The sequence below is a fragment of the Pseudomonas tolaasii NCPPB 2192 genome, assembly GCF_002813445.1.
Lineage (GTDB): Bacteria > Pseudomonadota > Gammaproteobacteria > Pseudomonadales > Pseudomonadaceae > Aquipseudomonas > Aquipseudomonas tolaasii.
The window spans coordinates 5,891,688-5,907,032 of sequence record NZ_PHHD01000001.1 but is presented as its reverse complement, the minus strand read 5'-3'; the positions used below and the strand labels follow the sequence as shown (position 1 = coordinate 5,907,032).

9 protein-coding genes are annotated in these 15,345 nt (G+C 63.9%); 2 read left to right on the top strand and 7 right to left on the bottom strand.

Annotated elements, in window-relative coordinates; all coding sequences use genetic code 11:
* The first annotated feature begins 36 nt into the window (after positions 1-36).
* Positions 37-981: a pyridoxamine 5'-phosphate oxidase family protein gene (locus ATI14_RS26810; RefSeq protein WP_016971880.1), complete on the top strand. Its 945-nt coding sequence runs from the start codon at positions 37-39 to the stop codon at positions 979-981.
* Between the two features lie 203 nt (positions 982-1,184).
* Here the strand turns inward: ATI14_RS26810 and ATI14_RS26805 are convergent, their stop codons facing one another.
* Entirely contained in the window at positions 1,185-1,979 is a 795-nt protein-coding gene (locus tag ATI14_RS26805; RefSeq protein WP_016971879.1) for a helix-turn-helix transcriptional regulator, read from the bottom strand.
* A gap of 505 nt (positions 1,980-2,484) precedes the next feature.
* Here ATI14_RS26805 and ATI14_RS26800 point away from each other — a divergent pair.
* Positions 2,485-8,754, top strand: coding sequence for a non-ribosomal peptide synthetase (locus ATI14_RS26800; protein WP_016971878.1), 6,270 nt, complete (start codon positions 2,485-2,487; stop codon positions 8,752-8,754).
* A gap of 255 nt (positions 8,755-9,009) precedes the next feature.
* On the opposite strand, the gene ATI14_RS26795 is transcribed toward ATI14_RS26800, so the two are convergent.
* Genes ATI14_RS26795 through ATI14_RS26770 form a run of 6 tightly spaced genes read right to left on the bottom strand, consistent with a single transcriptional unit; the run spans position 9,010 to position 15,320 of the window.
* Positions 9,010-10,128 carry an LLM class flavin-dependent oxidoreductase gene (locus ATI14_RS26795; RefSeq protein ID WP_016971877.1) on the bottom strand — a complete coding sequence of 373 codons (1,119 nt, stop codon included), beginning with the start codon at positions 10,126-10,128 and terminating at the stop codon, positions 9,010-9,012.
* Positions 10,118-11,083, bottom strand: coding sequence for an LLM class flavin-dependent oxidoreductase (locus ATI14_RS26790; protein ID WP_016971876.1), 966 nt, complete (start codon positions 11,081-11,083; stop codon positions 10,118-10,120). The genes ATI14_RS26795 and ATI14_RS26790 overlap by 11 nt, the downstream gene beginning before the upstream one ends.
* A 16-nt stretch (positions 11,084-11,099) precedes the next feature.
* A complete protein-coding gene (locus tag ATI14_RS26785) occupies positions 11,100-12,089 on the bottom strand; it encodes an LLM class flavin-dependent oxidoreductase (protein ID WP_016971875.1) in 990 nt (329 codons plus the stop codon).
* Positions 12,086-13,075 (bottom strand): LLM class flavin-dependent oxidoreductase, encoded by a 990-nt coding sequence (locus tag ATI14_RS26780; protein WP_016971874.1) that lies wholly within the window; start codon positions 13,073-13,075, stop codon positions 12,086-12,088. Before ATI14_RS26780 ends, ATI14_RS26785 begins: the two co-directional genes overlap by 4 nt.
* Positions 13,072-13,986 (bottom strand): 5'/3'-nucleotidase SurE, encoded by a 915-nt coding sequence (locus ATI14_RS26775; RefSeq protein ID WP_016971873.1) that lies wholly within the window; start codon positions 13,984-13,986, stop codon positions 13,072-13,074. Before ATI14_RS26775 ends, ATI14_RS26780 begins: the two co-directional genes overlap by 4 nt.
* A complete protein-coding gene (locus tag ATI14_RS26770) occupies positions 13,983-15,320 on the bottom strand; it encodes an LLM class flavin-dependent oxidoreductase (RefSeq protein ID WP_016971872.1) in 1,338 nt (445 codons plus the stop codon). The genes ATI14_RS26775 and ATI14_RS26770 overlap by 4 nt, the downstream gene beginning before the upstream one ends.
* Between the last annotated feature and the right edge of the window lie 25 nt (positions 15,321-15,345).

Genomic DNA, 15,345 nt, shown 5'->3' with positions numbered 1-15,345 from the left:
GAGCAGCATTAACACAGTTCATTTGAGGTGATCGCCATGAATCCCACCGAAAAATCCCCCTGGCATGCCGGCGAACTGCATTTGCAGGAAAGCGCAGGCGCTGCAGAACGCATGGCCGTGGTCGGGCTCAAGGTCATTCGTGACCATTTGCCGGAACAGCACCGCGACTTTTACCCGTTGCTGCCGTACCTGATGCTGGGCGTGGTGGATGAACAAGGCATTCCCTGGGCAACCCTGATCGAAGGCGCGCCAGGCTTTGCGCATTCCCCGGCCCCCCAGACCTTGCAGGTCGACAGCCTGCCGTCCGGAAGCGACCCGGCCTATGCCGCGATGGCGCAAGGCGTACCCGTCGGCTTGCTCGGTATCGACCTCAACACCCGGCGCCGCAACCGCATGAACGGGCGCATCGGTGCGCTGGACCGCGAGGGTTTTTCGGTCGATGTGGTGCATACCTATGGCAACTGCCCCAAGTACATCCAGTTGCGTCCGGTGGAGTCCATCGCCCGCAAGCCCGGCACCGTTGTGGAGCGGTTTGACGGGCTGGACGAAGCCGCGCAAGCCATGATCCGCAACGCCGACACGTTCTTCGTGGCCAGCTACGTCGAGGTCGACGGGCAACGTTCGGTAGACGTGTCTCACCGGGGCGGCAACACCGGCTTCGTGCGGGTGGAGGGCAATGTGCTGACCATTCCCGATTTCGCCGGCAACCTGTTTTTCAATACCCTGGGAAATCTGCAGGTCAACCCGGTGGCGGGGTTGTTGTTCATCGACTTTGAGTCGGGGGATGTGCTGCAACTGTCCGGGCGTACCACGTTGATCCTCGACGGCCCCGAAGTAGCCCGCTTCGAAGGCGCACAACGGTTATGGACCGTGACGGTGGACCAGGTCGTACGCCGCCCCGCAGCCCTGGCGCTGCGCTGGCAGTTCGCCGAGTTTTCGCCGCACAGCCTGGCGATGGGGCGTTGGCAGGACATTCTGTGAAAATCAGATGGGGGGGAACCAGCATCATCACGCCAAGAACGTGTTCGCCAGCGATGACGATCAAAGGTGGGAGCTGGCTTGCCTGCGAAAGCGGCGGCACTGTTGATAGAGATGTCGCCCGTGCCGCCGCCTTCGCAGCCTCGCCTAGGCTCGACAGCTCCCACAGGGGATGGGCGGTGTTTGGGAAATTATCCGTACACTCATCAGGCGCCAACCATCCATTTGGCCAGGCCATGCCGGCCGCTCACGCCCAACTTGGCGGCAGCGCGTTTGAGGTAGGTTTCAATCGAGCTGTTTTTCACGCTGAGTTTTTCCGCCATTTGCGGCACGGTACCGCCGGTCAACAGTCCGAGGCAGACTTCCTGCTCCCGTGCTGACAAGGTGACCTCGCTCAGCGACAGGCGTTTATAGAACTCGCGCTGCAACTGCGATTGCTCCAGCAGGTTATATGCAGGCTCTACTTCGGTGTGCGTCGCCTGGCGCAGGATTTGCGCATGGCGCTCCATCAGCGGCAGCAGGGTGTCTGACAGGCACTTGAGAAACGACAGTTCAGCCAGGGAAAACCCGCGCAATGTCGGCGGACGGTAGAACGAAATCACACAGCGGCGGTTGCCCTGACGCGACACCAGGTTGCATTGGTGCGAGGTGCCATGGGGGTGTGCGCTGTTGGTTTTAGCCTTCATCTGGATCAGCAACGGGTCCTGCATGCGCAGCATTTCACGCAGCAGCGGGTGATCCTTGAGGGGGTGCAGGGTTTGCGGCGCCGACAAATCCTTTTTCATCCCGGCGCTGCCCAGAAGCTTGATGTCGCGCACGCTGTCGCGGGCTTCATCGAGGGTCCATTCACTGAGGTCAACCAGGTGAATCGGCACCCATTTGTCCACCAGATGCAGCATGGTGGCAGCAAAATTTTCCTGGCCGCTGCTGGAAATCAATTCGCCCATTTCGGCGTAGAAGTGCGGGCTGTGTACGGGGGTAATGTTGCGTTTCAGACTCATAGCCATCTCATCCTTGATGTCGAAAACCGTCGACGGGCGCCCCAGGTCTGTGTGGGGTGGTCCGTGCTTCCTGGACGTAACTCACGTTGAATGTAGCTCGGCGTTCGAGACTGCATTTAGCCATGGCGAATTATCCTACGTATGTAGCGGAAACGAGGGACACAAGCTGCCATAAAAACCGCGTCATTAATTCGACGTTTCTGACGGAATATTCCGACTACGTAACGCTGTCAGTAGCATTTAGAGTTAAATAACTATTTGATTTAAAACAATAAAAATCGTCCTACAAAAATAATGCTCTTCGCTGACATCGGCCAGATATAGCCAATTTCCTACAACCCTTTAATCGTTTCAGCAGTGAACCATCAGCCAAGCCCGTTTTTGCCCTGCGGATGTCCGGGTTTCGGGTGACAGACAGCCCCCGACCCTCATGCTCAAATCCGGCAGTTTCGTCGTAATGGGCCTCCCTGCGCGGCCAGTGCCCGACCCCCATGAGAAGGATCTTATGAAGCATTTCTCCAGCCCGCCGGCCAGTTACCCCCTCACCGCCGCCCAGCAGGACATCTGGCTCGACCAATTGCGCGTGGGTGACTCGCCGCTGTACAACATTGGTGGTTACGTCGACTTTGCAGGCGCCGTGGTCCCTGCACTGATTCAGCGCGCTGTCGAATTGCTGGTGGCCAAGCACGATGCGCTGCGTACGCAGTTGCACAGCGATGAGCAGGGGCTGCCACGCCAGACTTTTGCCGACACGCTGGCGGTTGACGTGGCGCTGTATGATTTTTCCGCGCTGCCCGACCCGCAGGCCGCCACCCAGGCGTTGATGCAGGCGCAAATGGCCCGGCCCTACGCCATGACCGGCGAGCCGCTGTTCCGGTTTTTTCTGGTCAAGCTTGATGACGACCACTATCGCCTCGGCACCCAGGCCCACCACTTGATTCTTGATGGCTGGGGGTTTGGCCAGATGCTGCAATCCCTGGGGCGGCTGTATACCGAGCTGGAACACGGCCGGGAACCCGAGCCGCAGGCGCCGTCCTACATCGACTTTATTGACACCGACCAGCGCTATCACCTGTCTGCGCGTTACGCCCGCGATCGCGCCTATTGGCTGGACAAATACCAGGTGCTGCCCGAGCCACTGCTCACCCCGCGACACACTGCGCCGGCGGCGAGCAATACCCATGTGGAAGCCTTTCCGGTGGCGCTGCTCAACCGCATGGAGCACGTCGCCACCCGCTACCAGGCGTCGGCGTTTCACGTGTTGTTGGCGGCGATGTATGTGTATTTCACCCGCGCCCACCAACGTGATGAGTGGGTAGTCGGGCTACCGATTCTCAACCGTTCCAACGCGCGATTCCGCTCCACCGTGGGGCTGTTTGCCCAAGTGAGCGCGGTGCGTTTTCAGTTCGACGAATCGTTGCCGTTCAGCGCGGTGGTGCGCGGTGTGCGCGACCAGCTCAAGCAAGACTTTCGCCACCAGCGTTTCCCTTTGAGCGAGATGAACCGCGAGCTGGGCCTGCGCCGCACCGATCGCGGGCAATTGTTTGACCTGTCGGTGTCCTTCGAGCAGGACGACCATGACCTGCGCTACGGCGCTGTTCAGGCGCGTGCGATCAAGGTCTCCAACCACCATGAGCCGCTGCCGATTGCCATCCATCTGCGCAGCAACCGGTACCAGGACACCGCGTGCCTGCATTGCGTGTACAACGAGGCGTACTGGCGACATGACGAAGTGCAGGCGCTTGCGCAGCGTTTCACCTGGCTGCTGGAACAAGGGCTGGAAAACACCGCGCTGGCCGTGGGTGAGTTCTCCTTGGTCACGCCTGCCGAACAGGCGCGCTTGCAGCAGTGGAATGCCACCGCGCAGCCGGTGGCGGTGCCGCACACCTTGCACGGGCGGATCGAAGCCCAGGCTGCGCGCACCCCGGATGCGATTGCGGCGGTGTATCAGGGCCAGTCACTCACTTACGCCCAACTCGATCAACAGGCCAACGCGCTGGCCCATCAACTGTTGAGCCATGGCATCGAGCCGGATGACCGCGTGGCGATTGTTGCGCGGCGCAGTCTGGAGACCGTGGTGGGGTTGTTGGCGATTCTCAAATCCGGCGCCTGCTATGTGCCCATCGACCCGGCGCATCCCGCCGAGCGCTTGAGTTATCTACTGCAAGACAGCGCCCCCGTGGCGGTGCTGACTCAGCATGCGCTGCTGCATCGCTTGCCTGCATCCGAGCGGCCCGTGTTGTTGCTCGACCACCCCAGCACCCACCTCGGCGACAGCCCGCAGGTGGCGGTCAAACCCTCGAACCTGGCCTATGTGATCTACACCTCAGGCTCCACCGGTTTGCCCAAGGGCGTGATGGTCGAACACCACACCGTGTCGAACCTGGTGGACTGGCATTGCCGCGCCTTCCACCTGCACGCGGGCAGCCATACCGCCAGCGTGGCCGGGTTCGGGTTTGATGCGATGGCCTGGGAAGTCTGGCCGGCGCTGTGCGTGGGCGCGACGTTGCACTTGCCGCCTGCCCATGACGGCGCGGAAAACATCGATGCACTGTTGGACTGGTGGCGCGCACAGCCACTGGTCGTGTGCTTCCTGCCCACGCCGGTTGCCGAGTACGCCTTCAGCCAGCGCCTGGAACACCCGACCCTGCGCACCTTGCTGATCGGTGGCGACCGTTTGCGCACCTTCAATCGCGCGCAGACCTTTGACGTGATCAACAACTACGGCCCCACCGAAGCCACCGTGGTCGCCACCTCGGGCCGCGTCGACGTCGGCCAGCCGTTGCACATTGGCGCCCCCATCGCAAACGCCTGCGTGTACCTGCTGGACGAGAGGCAACGCCCGGTGCCGATTGGCGCGACGGGGGAGTTGTACGTCGGCGGCAAAGGCGTGGCGCGCGGTTATTTGAACCGCCCGCAAATGAGCGCCGAGCGTTTCCTGGATGATCCGTTCACGCCGGGCCGAATGTACCGCACCGGCGACCTGGCGCGCTGGCTGCCGGACGGCAACCTGGAGTACCTGGGCCGCAATGACGATCAGGTAAAAATCCGTGGTGTGCGTATCGAACTGGGCGAAATCGAGTCGGCGCTGGCCACCCATCCGGCGGTCAAGGAAGCGGTGGTGCAGTATCGCGAGGGGCAGTTGCTGGCATGGTTTATCGAACGTCACCCCATCGACATCGACGCGCTGCGTGCTCATCTGCAAGCCTCGTTGCCGGACTACATGCTGCCCGCTGCCTATGTGAAATTGCAGGTTTTTCCGCTCACTAACAATGGCAAGCTCGACCGCAAGGCCCTGCCGGCGCCGACCAAGGACGCGTTTGTCACACGGGTGTTCGAGGCCCCGCGCGCGGGTGTGGAAGCCACCCTCGCGCAGATCTGGGCCGAACTGTTGCAGGTGCAGGCAATCGGCAGGCATGACCATTTCTTCGAACTGGGCGGGCATTCGTTGCTGGCCGTGCACCTGGTGCAACGCATGCGCCAGGCCGGTTTGCGCGCCAATGTGCAGGTGCTGTTCAGTCAGCCGACGCTGGCGGCGTTGGCGGCGGCGAGTACCGGCAATGAAGCGGCGGTTGCGCCCAATCGAATCGAAGCAGGGTGCCGCCGTATCACCCCGGACATGCTCGCGCTGGCTGAGCTGGACCAGGCCAGCATTGATCGCATCGTCGCCGCCATTCCCGGCGGCGCAGCCAACGTGCAGGAAATCTACCCGCTGGCGCCGTTGCAGGAAGGCTTGCTCTACCATCACGTCACGGACGAGCGCGACCCGTACCAGCAACACGCGATGTTCAGCTTCACGCGGCGCGAGCAACTGGACGCCTTTGCCCAGGCCTTGCAGCAGGTGATCAACCGCCACGATATTCTGCGCACCAGCCTGGTGTGGGACGCGCTCGAGCAACCGATGCAGGTGGTGTGGCGCGAGGCGCGCTTGCCGGTTGGACCGTTGAGCGAACCCCCACAACCACTGGATTTGCGTCAGGCCCCGCTGATGGCGCTGGACTGCGCGCAAGAGCCGCACAACGCACGCTGGGTTGCGCGGTTGCGCTTTCACCATCTGGTCAACGATGCAACGTCGGTGACACTGCTGAACGATGAAATCCGTGCGCATCTGCTCGGCCAACAGGCGCAGCTGGCAGTGCCGGTGCCTTATCGGAATGTGGTGGCGCAGAGTCGCTCGTCGGCGCAGCAGGCTGAGCACGAGGCGTTTTTCCGGGAGCGGTTGGGGGACGTCGACGAACCGACCCTGGCGTTCGGTTTACAGGAGCACCACGCGGACCGTGCCGAAATCGAAACCTTCCAACAGCCGCTCCCCGACGCCCTTAACCAGCGCTTGCGCGCCCAGGCGCGTGCGCTTGGCGTCAGTGCGGCGAGCCTGTTTCACCTCGCCTGGGCGCAGGTCCTCGGGCGTGTATCGGGTCGCGACGACGTGGTGTTCGGTACGGTGTTGCTCGGCCGGTTACAGGCGGGCGAGGGCGCCGACCGTGCCCTGGGCATGTTCATCAACACCTTGCCGCTGCGGGTGCGCCTGGCCGGGCAGACTGTGCTTGGCGCGCTGCATGACACCCACAACCAATTGACCACCTTGCTTGTGCATGAGCAGGCCTCCCTGGCGCTCGCCCAGCGTTGCAGCCGTGCGTCACCGTTGTTTAACAGCCTGCTTAACTACCGCCATACCCGCGCCGATCGGGAGCTGAAGCTGGTACCGGGTGTGGAGTTGCTCAGCAGTGAAGACGTGCTCAGTTACCCCTTCATGATCTCGGTGGATGACGTCGCAAGCGGTTTCCATCTTGAGGTGATGGCGCCGCGCAAGGTCGGTGCACAACGGCTGGCGGGCTATCTGGTCACGGCATTGAACGGTCTGGTGGAGGGGCTTGAGCACACACCGGCCAAACCGATGCGCGACGTGCAGGTGATTGGCGCCGGCGAATTGCGCAAGCAACTGGTCGACTTCAACGCCACCGAAACCGACGACCCGCAGTCCCTCACGCTGCAGGCATTGTTTGAGGCGCATGCGCGGCACATTCCCCACGCCATCGCTGCGCAGGCGGGTGCCGTGCAACTGACCTACCGCGAGCTCAACGAGCGCGCCAACCGGCTGGCCTACCACCTGCGCGAGCGCGGGGTGCAGCCCGATTCCCGCGTGGCGCTGTGCGTCGAACGCGGGCTGGACCTGGTGGTGGGCTTGCTGGCGATTCTCAAGGCAGGCGGCGCCTATGTGCCGCTGGACCCGGGCTTCCCGCCCGAGCGCCTCGCCTACATGCTCAAAGACAGCCAGCCCGTTGCATTGCTGGTGCACGCGGCCACTCGTGAAGTGGCGGGTGAGGTGTCGATCCCGGTCATCGACTTCGACCACGGCGGCTGGAGCCAGGCGCCCAGCGGCAACCCGTTGGTACCCGGCTTGAGCGTCGCGAACCTGGCCTACGTGATGTACACCTCAGGCTCTACCGGCACCCCCAAAGGCGTGATGGTCGAGCATCGCGGCCTGTGCAACTTGATGCACTGGGCCTCCAGGCTGTGCCCCAACGCCGAAACCGGCGCGTTGCTGCAACGCGCGCCGTTCAGCTTTGACGGCTCGGTGTGGGAGCTGTTCTGGCCGTTGGCCAACGGCATGCGCCTGGTGCTGGCGCGCCCCGACGGCCATCGTGAGCCCGCGTACCTGGCACAGGTGATTCGTGAGCAGCGCATCACGGTGGTCCAGTTTGTGCCTGCCATGCTGCAACAGTTTCTTGACCTGGAGGAGTCGGCCCTGTGCACCAGCCTCACGGATGTATTGTGTGGCGGCGGCGAACTCACCGAGGCGTTGGCCCGGGCGGTACAGGCGCGTTTGCCGAACGTGCGCTTGCACAATGTCTATGGCCCCACCGAGGCCACGGTGGACAGTTGCGCCTGGACCCTGGAGCCCGGCGCGCCGGTGCCCTCCGTGCAATTGCCGATTGGCCGGGCGATCAGTAATACGCGCCTGTATGTGCTGGATGAGCACGACACTCCGGTGCCGATGGGCGTCAGTGGTCAGTTGCATATCGGGGGAGCGGGCGTCGCCCGAGGCTACCTGGGGCTTGCGCAGATGACGGCCGAGCGGTTTATCGACAGCCCGTTCGTGGCCGGTGACCGGCTGTACCGCACGGGCGATCTGGTGCGTTATCTGCCTGACGGCAACCTGGAGTTCCTGGGTCGCAACGACTTTCAGGTCAAGCTGCGGGGTGTGCGACTGGAACTGGGGGAGATCGAGTCAGGACTGGCTGCTCATCCGGCGTTGCGTGAGGTTGCGGTAGTGATTCGCGATGAGCGTTTGGTCGCCTATTTCACCCTGCGCGAGCAGGCACCGACGCCCCAGGCGCTGCGTGCCCATTTGCTGGCGCAGTTGCCGGAATACATGGTGCCCGCCGCGTTTGTGCCGCTTGATGCGATGCCGCTCAACCCGGCCGGCAAGCTCGACCGCAAGGCACTGCCGGAGCCCGGGCTGGAAGCGGTGGTCAGCCGCGCCTATGAGGCTCCCCAGGGCGAAACCGAAACTTTGATGTCGGGCCTCTGGGCGCGGGTGTTGAAGGTGGAGCGGGTCGGGCGCCACGACCACTTTTTCGAACTGGGTGGGCATTCGCTGCTGGCGGTCAACCTGGTGGCGCAGATGCGCAAGGCGGGATTGGAGGTGGACGTGCGGGCGCTGTTCAGCCATCCGACGCTGGCGCAACTGGCGGGCAGAGTGGTGCCCCAGGTGCAGCCGGTGGAAGTTGCACAAACCGCCATTCCGCAACTCAACCGCCGCCGCCGGATCTAGGGTACTGCAACCGATCAAGGTGAGAGCCGGGCTTGCCCGAGATGGCGGTGTATCAGGTAGGGCATCAGTGGCTGGGCCACCGCTATCGCAGGCAAGCCAGCTCCCACATTTTGACCGAGCCTGGTTACGCCATCCGGCCGCATCGGCTGTGCTTTTCTGTGGGAGCCGGGCTTGCCCGCGATGGCGGTGTATCAGGTGGGGCATCAGTGGCTGAGCCACCGCTATCGCAGGCCAGCTCCCACCGTTGAACGCGGTTTACCGGCTCGCCCCCATCTTGCGCAACAACGGCAACACCTCTGCCCCCACATGAATCGCCTCTTCCAAATGGGGAAAGCCCGACAGGATAAAACTGTCGACCCCCAGTTGGTGGTACTCCTCGATCCGCTCGGCCACTTTCGCGTAGCTGCCCACCAGCGCCGTGCCCGCGCCGCCGCGAACCAGGCCGACCCCGGCCCAGAGGTTGGGAGACACTTCCAGTTCCCGCGCGCCACGGCCACGGCCTTGCATGAGTTGGGTCTGGCGGCTTTGGCCGACGGATTCGTAAGCGGCCATCTGCCGCTGGGCCTTGTCGATGGCGTCTTTGGGGATTTCCTCGAGCAGGCGCTCCACATGGGCCCAGGCAGCGTCGTCGGTCGGCGCGGCGAAGATGTGCAGGCGCAAGCCGAAGCGCAGGGTGCGGCCATGGGCGGCAGCGAGGTCGCGCATGCGTTGAATGCGTTCGGCGATCATCAACGGCGGTTCGCACCACATCAGGTAGGTTTGCCCGTGGGCCGCGCCGACACGCTCGGCGGCTTCGGAGGCGCCGCCGAAGTAGATGGCGGGCGTTTCGGCGCCCGGTGCAATCGGCGTGGTGACGCCGCTGCGGTAGTAACGCCCCGGATGCGTCGGCGCTTGCCCGGCCCACACGGCCTGGAACACCTGGAGGAATTCGGCAGTGCGTGCGTAGCGTTCGTCGTGTTCGAGAAAGTCGCCGAGGGAGCGCTGTTCAAAGCGGCTGGAACCGGTCACCACGTGCAGCGCCAAGCGGTTTTCGCTGAGCAACTGCAAGGTTGCCGCGCGGTGGGCGGTGTAGGCGGGCAGCTCGGTGCCGGGGCGCAGGGTCAGCAGGAATTTCAGGCGGCGCACTTCCTGGGCCAGCACGGCGGTGATCAGCCACGGGTCTTCGAAACCGCTGGCGGTGGGCACCATGATGCCGTCGAAACCGGCTTGTTCGGTGGCGCGCACGATCTGGCGCAGGTAGTCGAGGGTCGGCGCGCGTTCGCCTTGCTGAAACAGCCCGACCTTGGGCAAGCCGCTGCTGGTGAGGTGGCGGCCATCGCCATTGGTGGGCAGGAACCAGTCCAGTTGCAGGGGCGGGCGTACGTCATGGCTCATGGTGCGGGCGCTCCTTGCGCAGAAGAGGGATCACATGTTCGCCAAAGCGCAGCACCTCGGCGACGTCGGGGCCGCCTTCCAGAATGACCTGACTCAACCCCAGCCCGTGCAGTTCTTGCAGGCGGGTGGCGATCTGTTGCGGCGTGCCCACCAGAATCAGCGGCTGGCCAGGCTGCCGTTGCAGCAGGTTGGGGTGCACTTCCCATTGGCGCAGCGGGTGGCGGGCGCGGGGCAAGGTCGCCAGGCGCTCATCCGGCACATCCGGCACGGGCAACCGGGTGGCGGCGGTTTCCCAGGCGAGGTCTTCGCTGTCGCCGAGAATCAGGCCGAAGGTGCAGGCAAACCGCAAGGTTGGCTGGATCTGCCGCCAGCGCTGGATCTCTTTGCTGAGCCAGTGCGGATGGCCCGGCGTGAGCAGGCAGGTTTGCGCATGGGCGGCCACCAGTGCGTGGCTTTGGCTGTCATCCAGCACCAGCGTTGGCGCAGGCAGTTCGCGACGGGCGACACCGGCATTTTCCAGCTGGAAATACAGGCCTTGATAATCAAGGCCACCGTCATTCGGTGTGAGCAACTGCTGAAGGATTTGCAGGTATTCGCCAATGCGTTCACTGCGCTGGTCGCGGTTGAGCCATTCACCAAAGGTACTGCGCTCGCTGTTGGGCAGGTGCAGTTGCACGCGATGGCCGCTGATCGATTGCAGACTTTGCAAAGTGGTCGCCAACGCCGCCGGCAGCATCACTTCCGGCGGCACACTCACCGACAGTTGCACCCGCCGCGTGCGCGCGCACAGCGCCGCCGCCACGCCGAGGCTGTCGGCGCACAACGCGCCGCCGGGAATCCACAGGCCGTCGAGCCCGGCATATTCCACGGCCTGGGCCAGCTGAATCCATTGCCCCGGCCGCGCCGCCCAGTCAGGGGTACACAGGGGCATCAGCCAACTGAAATGAAGGGGCATGCACACACTCCGTGGTTCATGATTGTTTCCAGCCGCTTTCCCAGCCCAGGGCCGGCGCAATGTCCCGGGCGATGATTTCCAGGCGCTTGAGGATCTGCGCCTGAGTCGAGCTTTCGGCCTGGACCACGGCGATCACGTAGTCAGCATAAGGCAGCAGGGACGGATCTTGCTGCAAGCTTTTGATCACTTCATCCGGATGGCCATGGTGCACGTTCATCAGGCGCAGATGCTCCTGCAAATCCACCGCCTCGTCGATCAAGCCTTCGCGTTGCAGGCGCGGGATATGCCGCTCGATATCCACCGCCAGTTCCGCCTGGGCGCTGGCGCGGTCGGCGGCCGGGAAGATGGCGCGTACCACGCCGATGCGTGGTGCGCGTTCGGTGTGCGACCAGGCCTGCAGGTAGGCGTCTGCCAGCGGTTTTTGCACCGTCAGCGGGTCGTGGGTGGCGGTGCCGAGGAGCAAGCCATTGCCCTGTTGCGCGGTGTAGACGGCGCCGTCGAGGCTGCCGTGGGAGTGCCACACGCGTGAAGCCAGGCCCGGTGCGGGCGGTTGCAAGGTCAACTCGCCCGCCAGCGGTTTGCCGGCCAGCAGGTGCTGTACGCGCTGTTGGCGTTCGGCGAAATCTACCTGGCGTTGGCTCGGGTCGCGATCAAACGCACTGAAGTTGTCGAGGTTGGCGCCACCGCTGCCCAGGCCCAGCTGCACGCGTGCGCCGCTCAAGGCATCCAGCACGCTGGCGTCCTCGGCCAGGCGAATCGGGTCTTCGAAAGGCAGCACCACCACGCCCGTCCCCAGTTCAATGCGCTGCGTGCGCTCGGCCACTGCCGCCAACAACACCAGCGGCGACGGCAAGCGGCCAAAGCCATGGCTCAGGTGATGCTGGGCAATCCAGCCGCCATCAAAGCCCAGCGCCTCGGCAACTTCGAATTGTTCGATCAGGTCCCGATAGACCTGCTGTGGATCGTCGCCAAAGGCGTGGCTCAAAAAGCCCAGTTTGAAGGTCATGGCAGGGCTCCTGTGGCCAGGGACGGTTGCCAACCCAGGGCGGGTGCGATGTGTTGGCGGATGATTTCCAGGCTGCGAATGGCTTCGCGCAGTGGCGTGCTGGTGGTCTGCACTTGCAGGATCAACTGGTCGTGGGCGCCCAGCGTCGGGCCTTGTTGCAACTGCTCGACAATCTGCTCCACCGGGCCGTGCAACACGCCGAGGCGTTTGAGGGTGCTGTCGAAGTCGTCGTCAAGGGTGCCCTTGAACACGCCGATGCTTTGTTGGCGTTGGACGTAGGCGAGGATGTCCCTGCGCGTCGCATCGTCAGGTGAGGGAAAGAGCGCTTGCACCCGTGCGACTCGCGCCGGTGTGCCGTTGTCGCCGGTCCAGGCGTTGCGGTAACGCGTGACCCGCTCTACCCCGGCCTCGGCGGGCTGGTGCGGGTTGGGTGCCATGATCAAGCCGTGGCCGCGTTCGGCCACCAATTCCACCCGTGAAGTGGCTTCCCACAGCCGGTGGTTGAGGCCGCTGGCCCGCGGCAGCAAGCGCGAGCCGTTGTCGGTCAGCGGCGCATTGCCAAAGGCGTTGAGCAACTGTTGCAAGTGCTGTTCGTAGTCGCGGTGGCGTGACTCATGCTCGCGGCCAAACGCCAGGAACGTCTGGGGATCAAACCCCGCGCCAAGCCCCAGTTCCAGGCGGCCATTGCTGAGCAGGTCCAGTACCGCCGCATCTTCGGCCAGGCGCAGCGGCGCTTCCTGGGGCAACACGATGATGCCGGTGCCGAGGCTGATACGCCGCGTGCGCTGGGCAATCGCGGCCAGTAACACCAATGGCGAGGGCAGGCGCCCATGTTCGCTGGCGAAGTGGTGCTGGGCCACCCAGCCGCTGTCGAAACCCAGTTCTTCGGCGACCTTGAACAGCTCCAGCGTGTCGCGATACACCTTGGGGTCGAAGCCCGGGCTGTAGACCCGGCTCAGGAACCCCAGGGAAAAGCCTGCGCTCATGGTTTTACCTCCTGGGCCAATTGTTTTTGCAGGGCCGCACTGGCACTGATGGATTCCGGCAGGCCACTGAACGGGCTGATGGTCAGGTACCCCTTGTTCAGCCATACCGCCTCATCGTTTTGTTGCGCGGCAGTGGCGGCAGCGCTGTACTGGAAGCCGATGCCGGGTTTGCCCGGCAGGTTGAACTGTTTGAGATCGTCGGTGTACAGCGCCTCAAACCCTACATAGCTGCCGATTCGGGTGAGCTTCACGCCTTTGATCTGCGTGTCTTTGGGCAGGTTGATATTCAGCCCCAGGCCTTTGGGCAGCAGGGCGCCATCGGGCTGGCGATGCCTGTCGAGGGCGAGCACCAGCTGTGCGATCAACTGCGCGGCGCGTTGCGGGTCTTTCTCCTTTAAATCGGTACTCACTGCCAGCGCCGGAATGCCCGCCTGCACAGCAGCGCTCGCGGCGTTGAACGTGCCGGAGGCCATGTTGATGGCGCCCAGGTTGTTGCCGGGGTTGGGACCGACGATCACCAGATCCGGATGCGGCAGCAGTTTGTTCAGGCCCAGCAGCAGCGCCATTACCGGCGTGCCGCTGATCTCGATCTGCACGTCTTTGCCCGCGCAATCCGGGCTTTGGCACACGCCTTTTTCGGTGGTGCTGATGAAGTAGCTGTCCGGGTAGGCCGGGTCGCTGTCGTGGCCGACCGTGACCTCACGGCCAAAAAAGAACGCACCGCCGCGAGCACTCTGGTCACTTTGCGGCGCGGCAATCCTGACGTTATGCCCTTGGGCCTTGAGCTCGGTGTACAGCGCCCGGATGTTCGGGTGCTGATAGCCGTCGTCGTTGGTGAGCAGGATATTCAGGGCGAAGGCTTTGGAGGCAATCAAGCCGGTGCAGGCGAGCATCCATGCGCGGCGTTTCATGTTGGCGCTCCTTGGGTAAACCGATTGACAGGGCGGGGCAGGCCGAGGTTTTCGCGCAACGTGGCGCCTTCATATTCGCGACGGAACAGCCCGCGCGCCTGCAGCAGTGGAATCACGCGCTCCACAAACAGGTCGATGGCGCCGGGGAAGTACGGAAAGAACACATTGAAGCCATCGCAGGCGCGGGCCTGGAACCAGGCTTCAAAGTGATCCGCGACATCCTCAGCCGTGCCGATCACCGGGTTGCCACCGGCCAGGCGCAGGTACAGCTGGCGGATGCTCAGGTTTTCCGTGCGCGCCAGTTCCAGCACCTTGTCACGACGGCTGCCGCGCTGGCCTACCGGCGTTTGTGGCAACGGGCCGTCGAGGTCATGCCCCGACAGGTCGATGTCATCGCCCAGGGTGTCGGCCAGTAAACGCAGGCCCAGCACCGGGTCGATCAGGGCCTGGAATGCTTCGAACAGCGCCTGGGCCTGTTCACGGGTGTCGGCGATAAACGGCGTGACGCCGGGCAGGATCTTGACGTGATCCGGGTCGCGGCCAAACGCCTCGGCGCGGGCCTTGATGTCTTGGTAGAACGTCTGGGCACCTTCCAGGTTGTGGGCGTGGGCAAAGATCAACTCGGCCACGCGGGCAGCAAGGTTTTTGCCCGGCTCCGAGGCGCCGGCCTGCACCAGCACCGGGTGGCCCTGGGGCGGGCGCGCCACATTGAGCGGGCCGCGTACCGAGAAGTGCTCGCCACGGTGGTTGAGGGTGTGCAACTTGGCCGGGTCGAAGTACTCGCCGCTGGCCTTGTCGCGGGTGAAAGCGTCGTCGTCCCAGCTGTCCCACAAGCCCTTGACCACGTCATGAAATTCTTCGGCGCGTTGATAGCGGTCGCCATGGCCCACGTGGTGTTCGCGGCCGAAATTCCAGGCTTCGTCAGAGACGACCGACGTCACCAGATTCCACGCGGCACGGCCTTTGGACAGGTGATCGAGGGAGGCGAACTTGCGCGCGATATGGTACGGCTCGTTGTAGGTGGTGGTGGCCGTGGCGATCAGGCCGATGTTGCTCGTGACGGCAGCAAGGGCGGACATCAACGTCAGCGGCTCGAAGTGTTCGGCGCGGGCGGTGCGGCTCAGCGCGTCGTGGTGGTGGCCCCACAGCGCGACCACATCGGCAATGAACAAGGCATCGAACTTGCCGCGTTCGGCGGTCCGGGCGATGTGTTTGAAGTGGTCGAAATCCAGGCTGGCATCCGCCTGGGCCAGGGGGTGACGCCAGGCGGCGACGTGGTGGCCGCTGTTGGCCAGAAACGCCCCCAGCTTGAGTTGATCGGTGCGGCGGGTCATGAACAGGCTCCCATGCAGGTCAGGC

Bases quoted from the DNA above. Each gene is read 5' to 3' on its own strand.
- ATI14_RS26795 (WP_016971877.1), bottom strand. From the start codon at position 10,128: ATGAGCCATGACGTACGCCCGCCCCTGCAACTGGACTGGTTCCTGCCC.
- ATI14_RS26790 (WP_016971876.1), bottom strand. From the start codon at position 11,083: ATGCCCCTTCATTTCAGTTGGCTGATGCCCCTGTGTACCCCTGACTGG.
- ATI14_RS26785 (WP_016971875.1), bottom strand. From the start codon at position 12,089: ATGACCTTCAAACTGGGCTTTTTGAGCCACGCCTTTGGCGACGATCCA.
- ATI14_RS26800 (WP_016971878.1), top strand. From the start codon at position 2,485: ATGAAGCATTTCTCCAGCCCGCCGGCCAGTTACCCCCTCACCGCCGCC.
- ATI14_RS26780 (WP_016971874.1), bottom strand. From the start codon at position 13,075: ATGAGCGCAGGCTTTTCCCTGGGGTTCCTGAGCCGGGTCTACAGCCCG.
- ATI14_RS26805 (WP_016971879.1), bottom strand. From the start codon at position 1,979: ATGAGTCTGAAACGCAACATTACCCCCGTACACAGCCCGCACTTCTAC.
- ATI14_RS26810 (WP_016971880.1), top strand. From the start codon at position 37: ATGAATCCCACCGAAAAATCCCCCTGGCATGCCGGCGAACTGCATTTG.
- ATI14_RS26775 (WP_016971873.1), bottom strand. From the start codon at position 13,986: ATGAAACGCCGCGCATGGATGCTCGCCTGCACCGGCTTGATTGCCTCC.
- ATI14_RS26770 (WP_016971872.1), bottom strand. From the start codon at position 15,320: ATGACCCGCCGCACCGATCAACTCAAGCTGGGGGCGTTTCTGGCCAAC.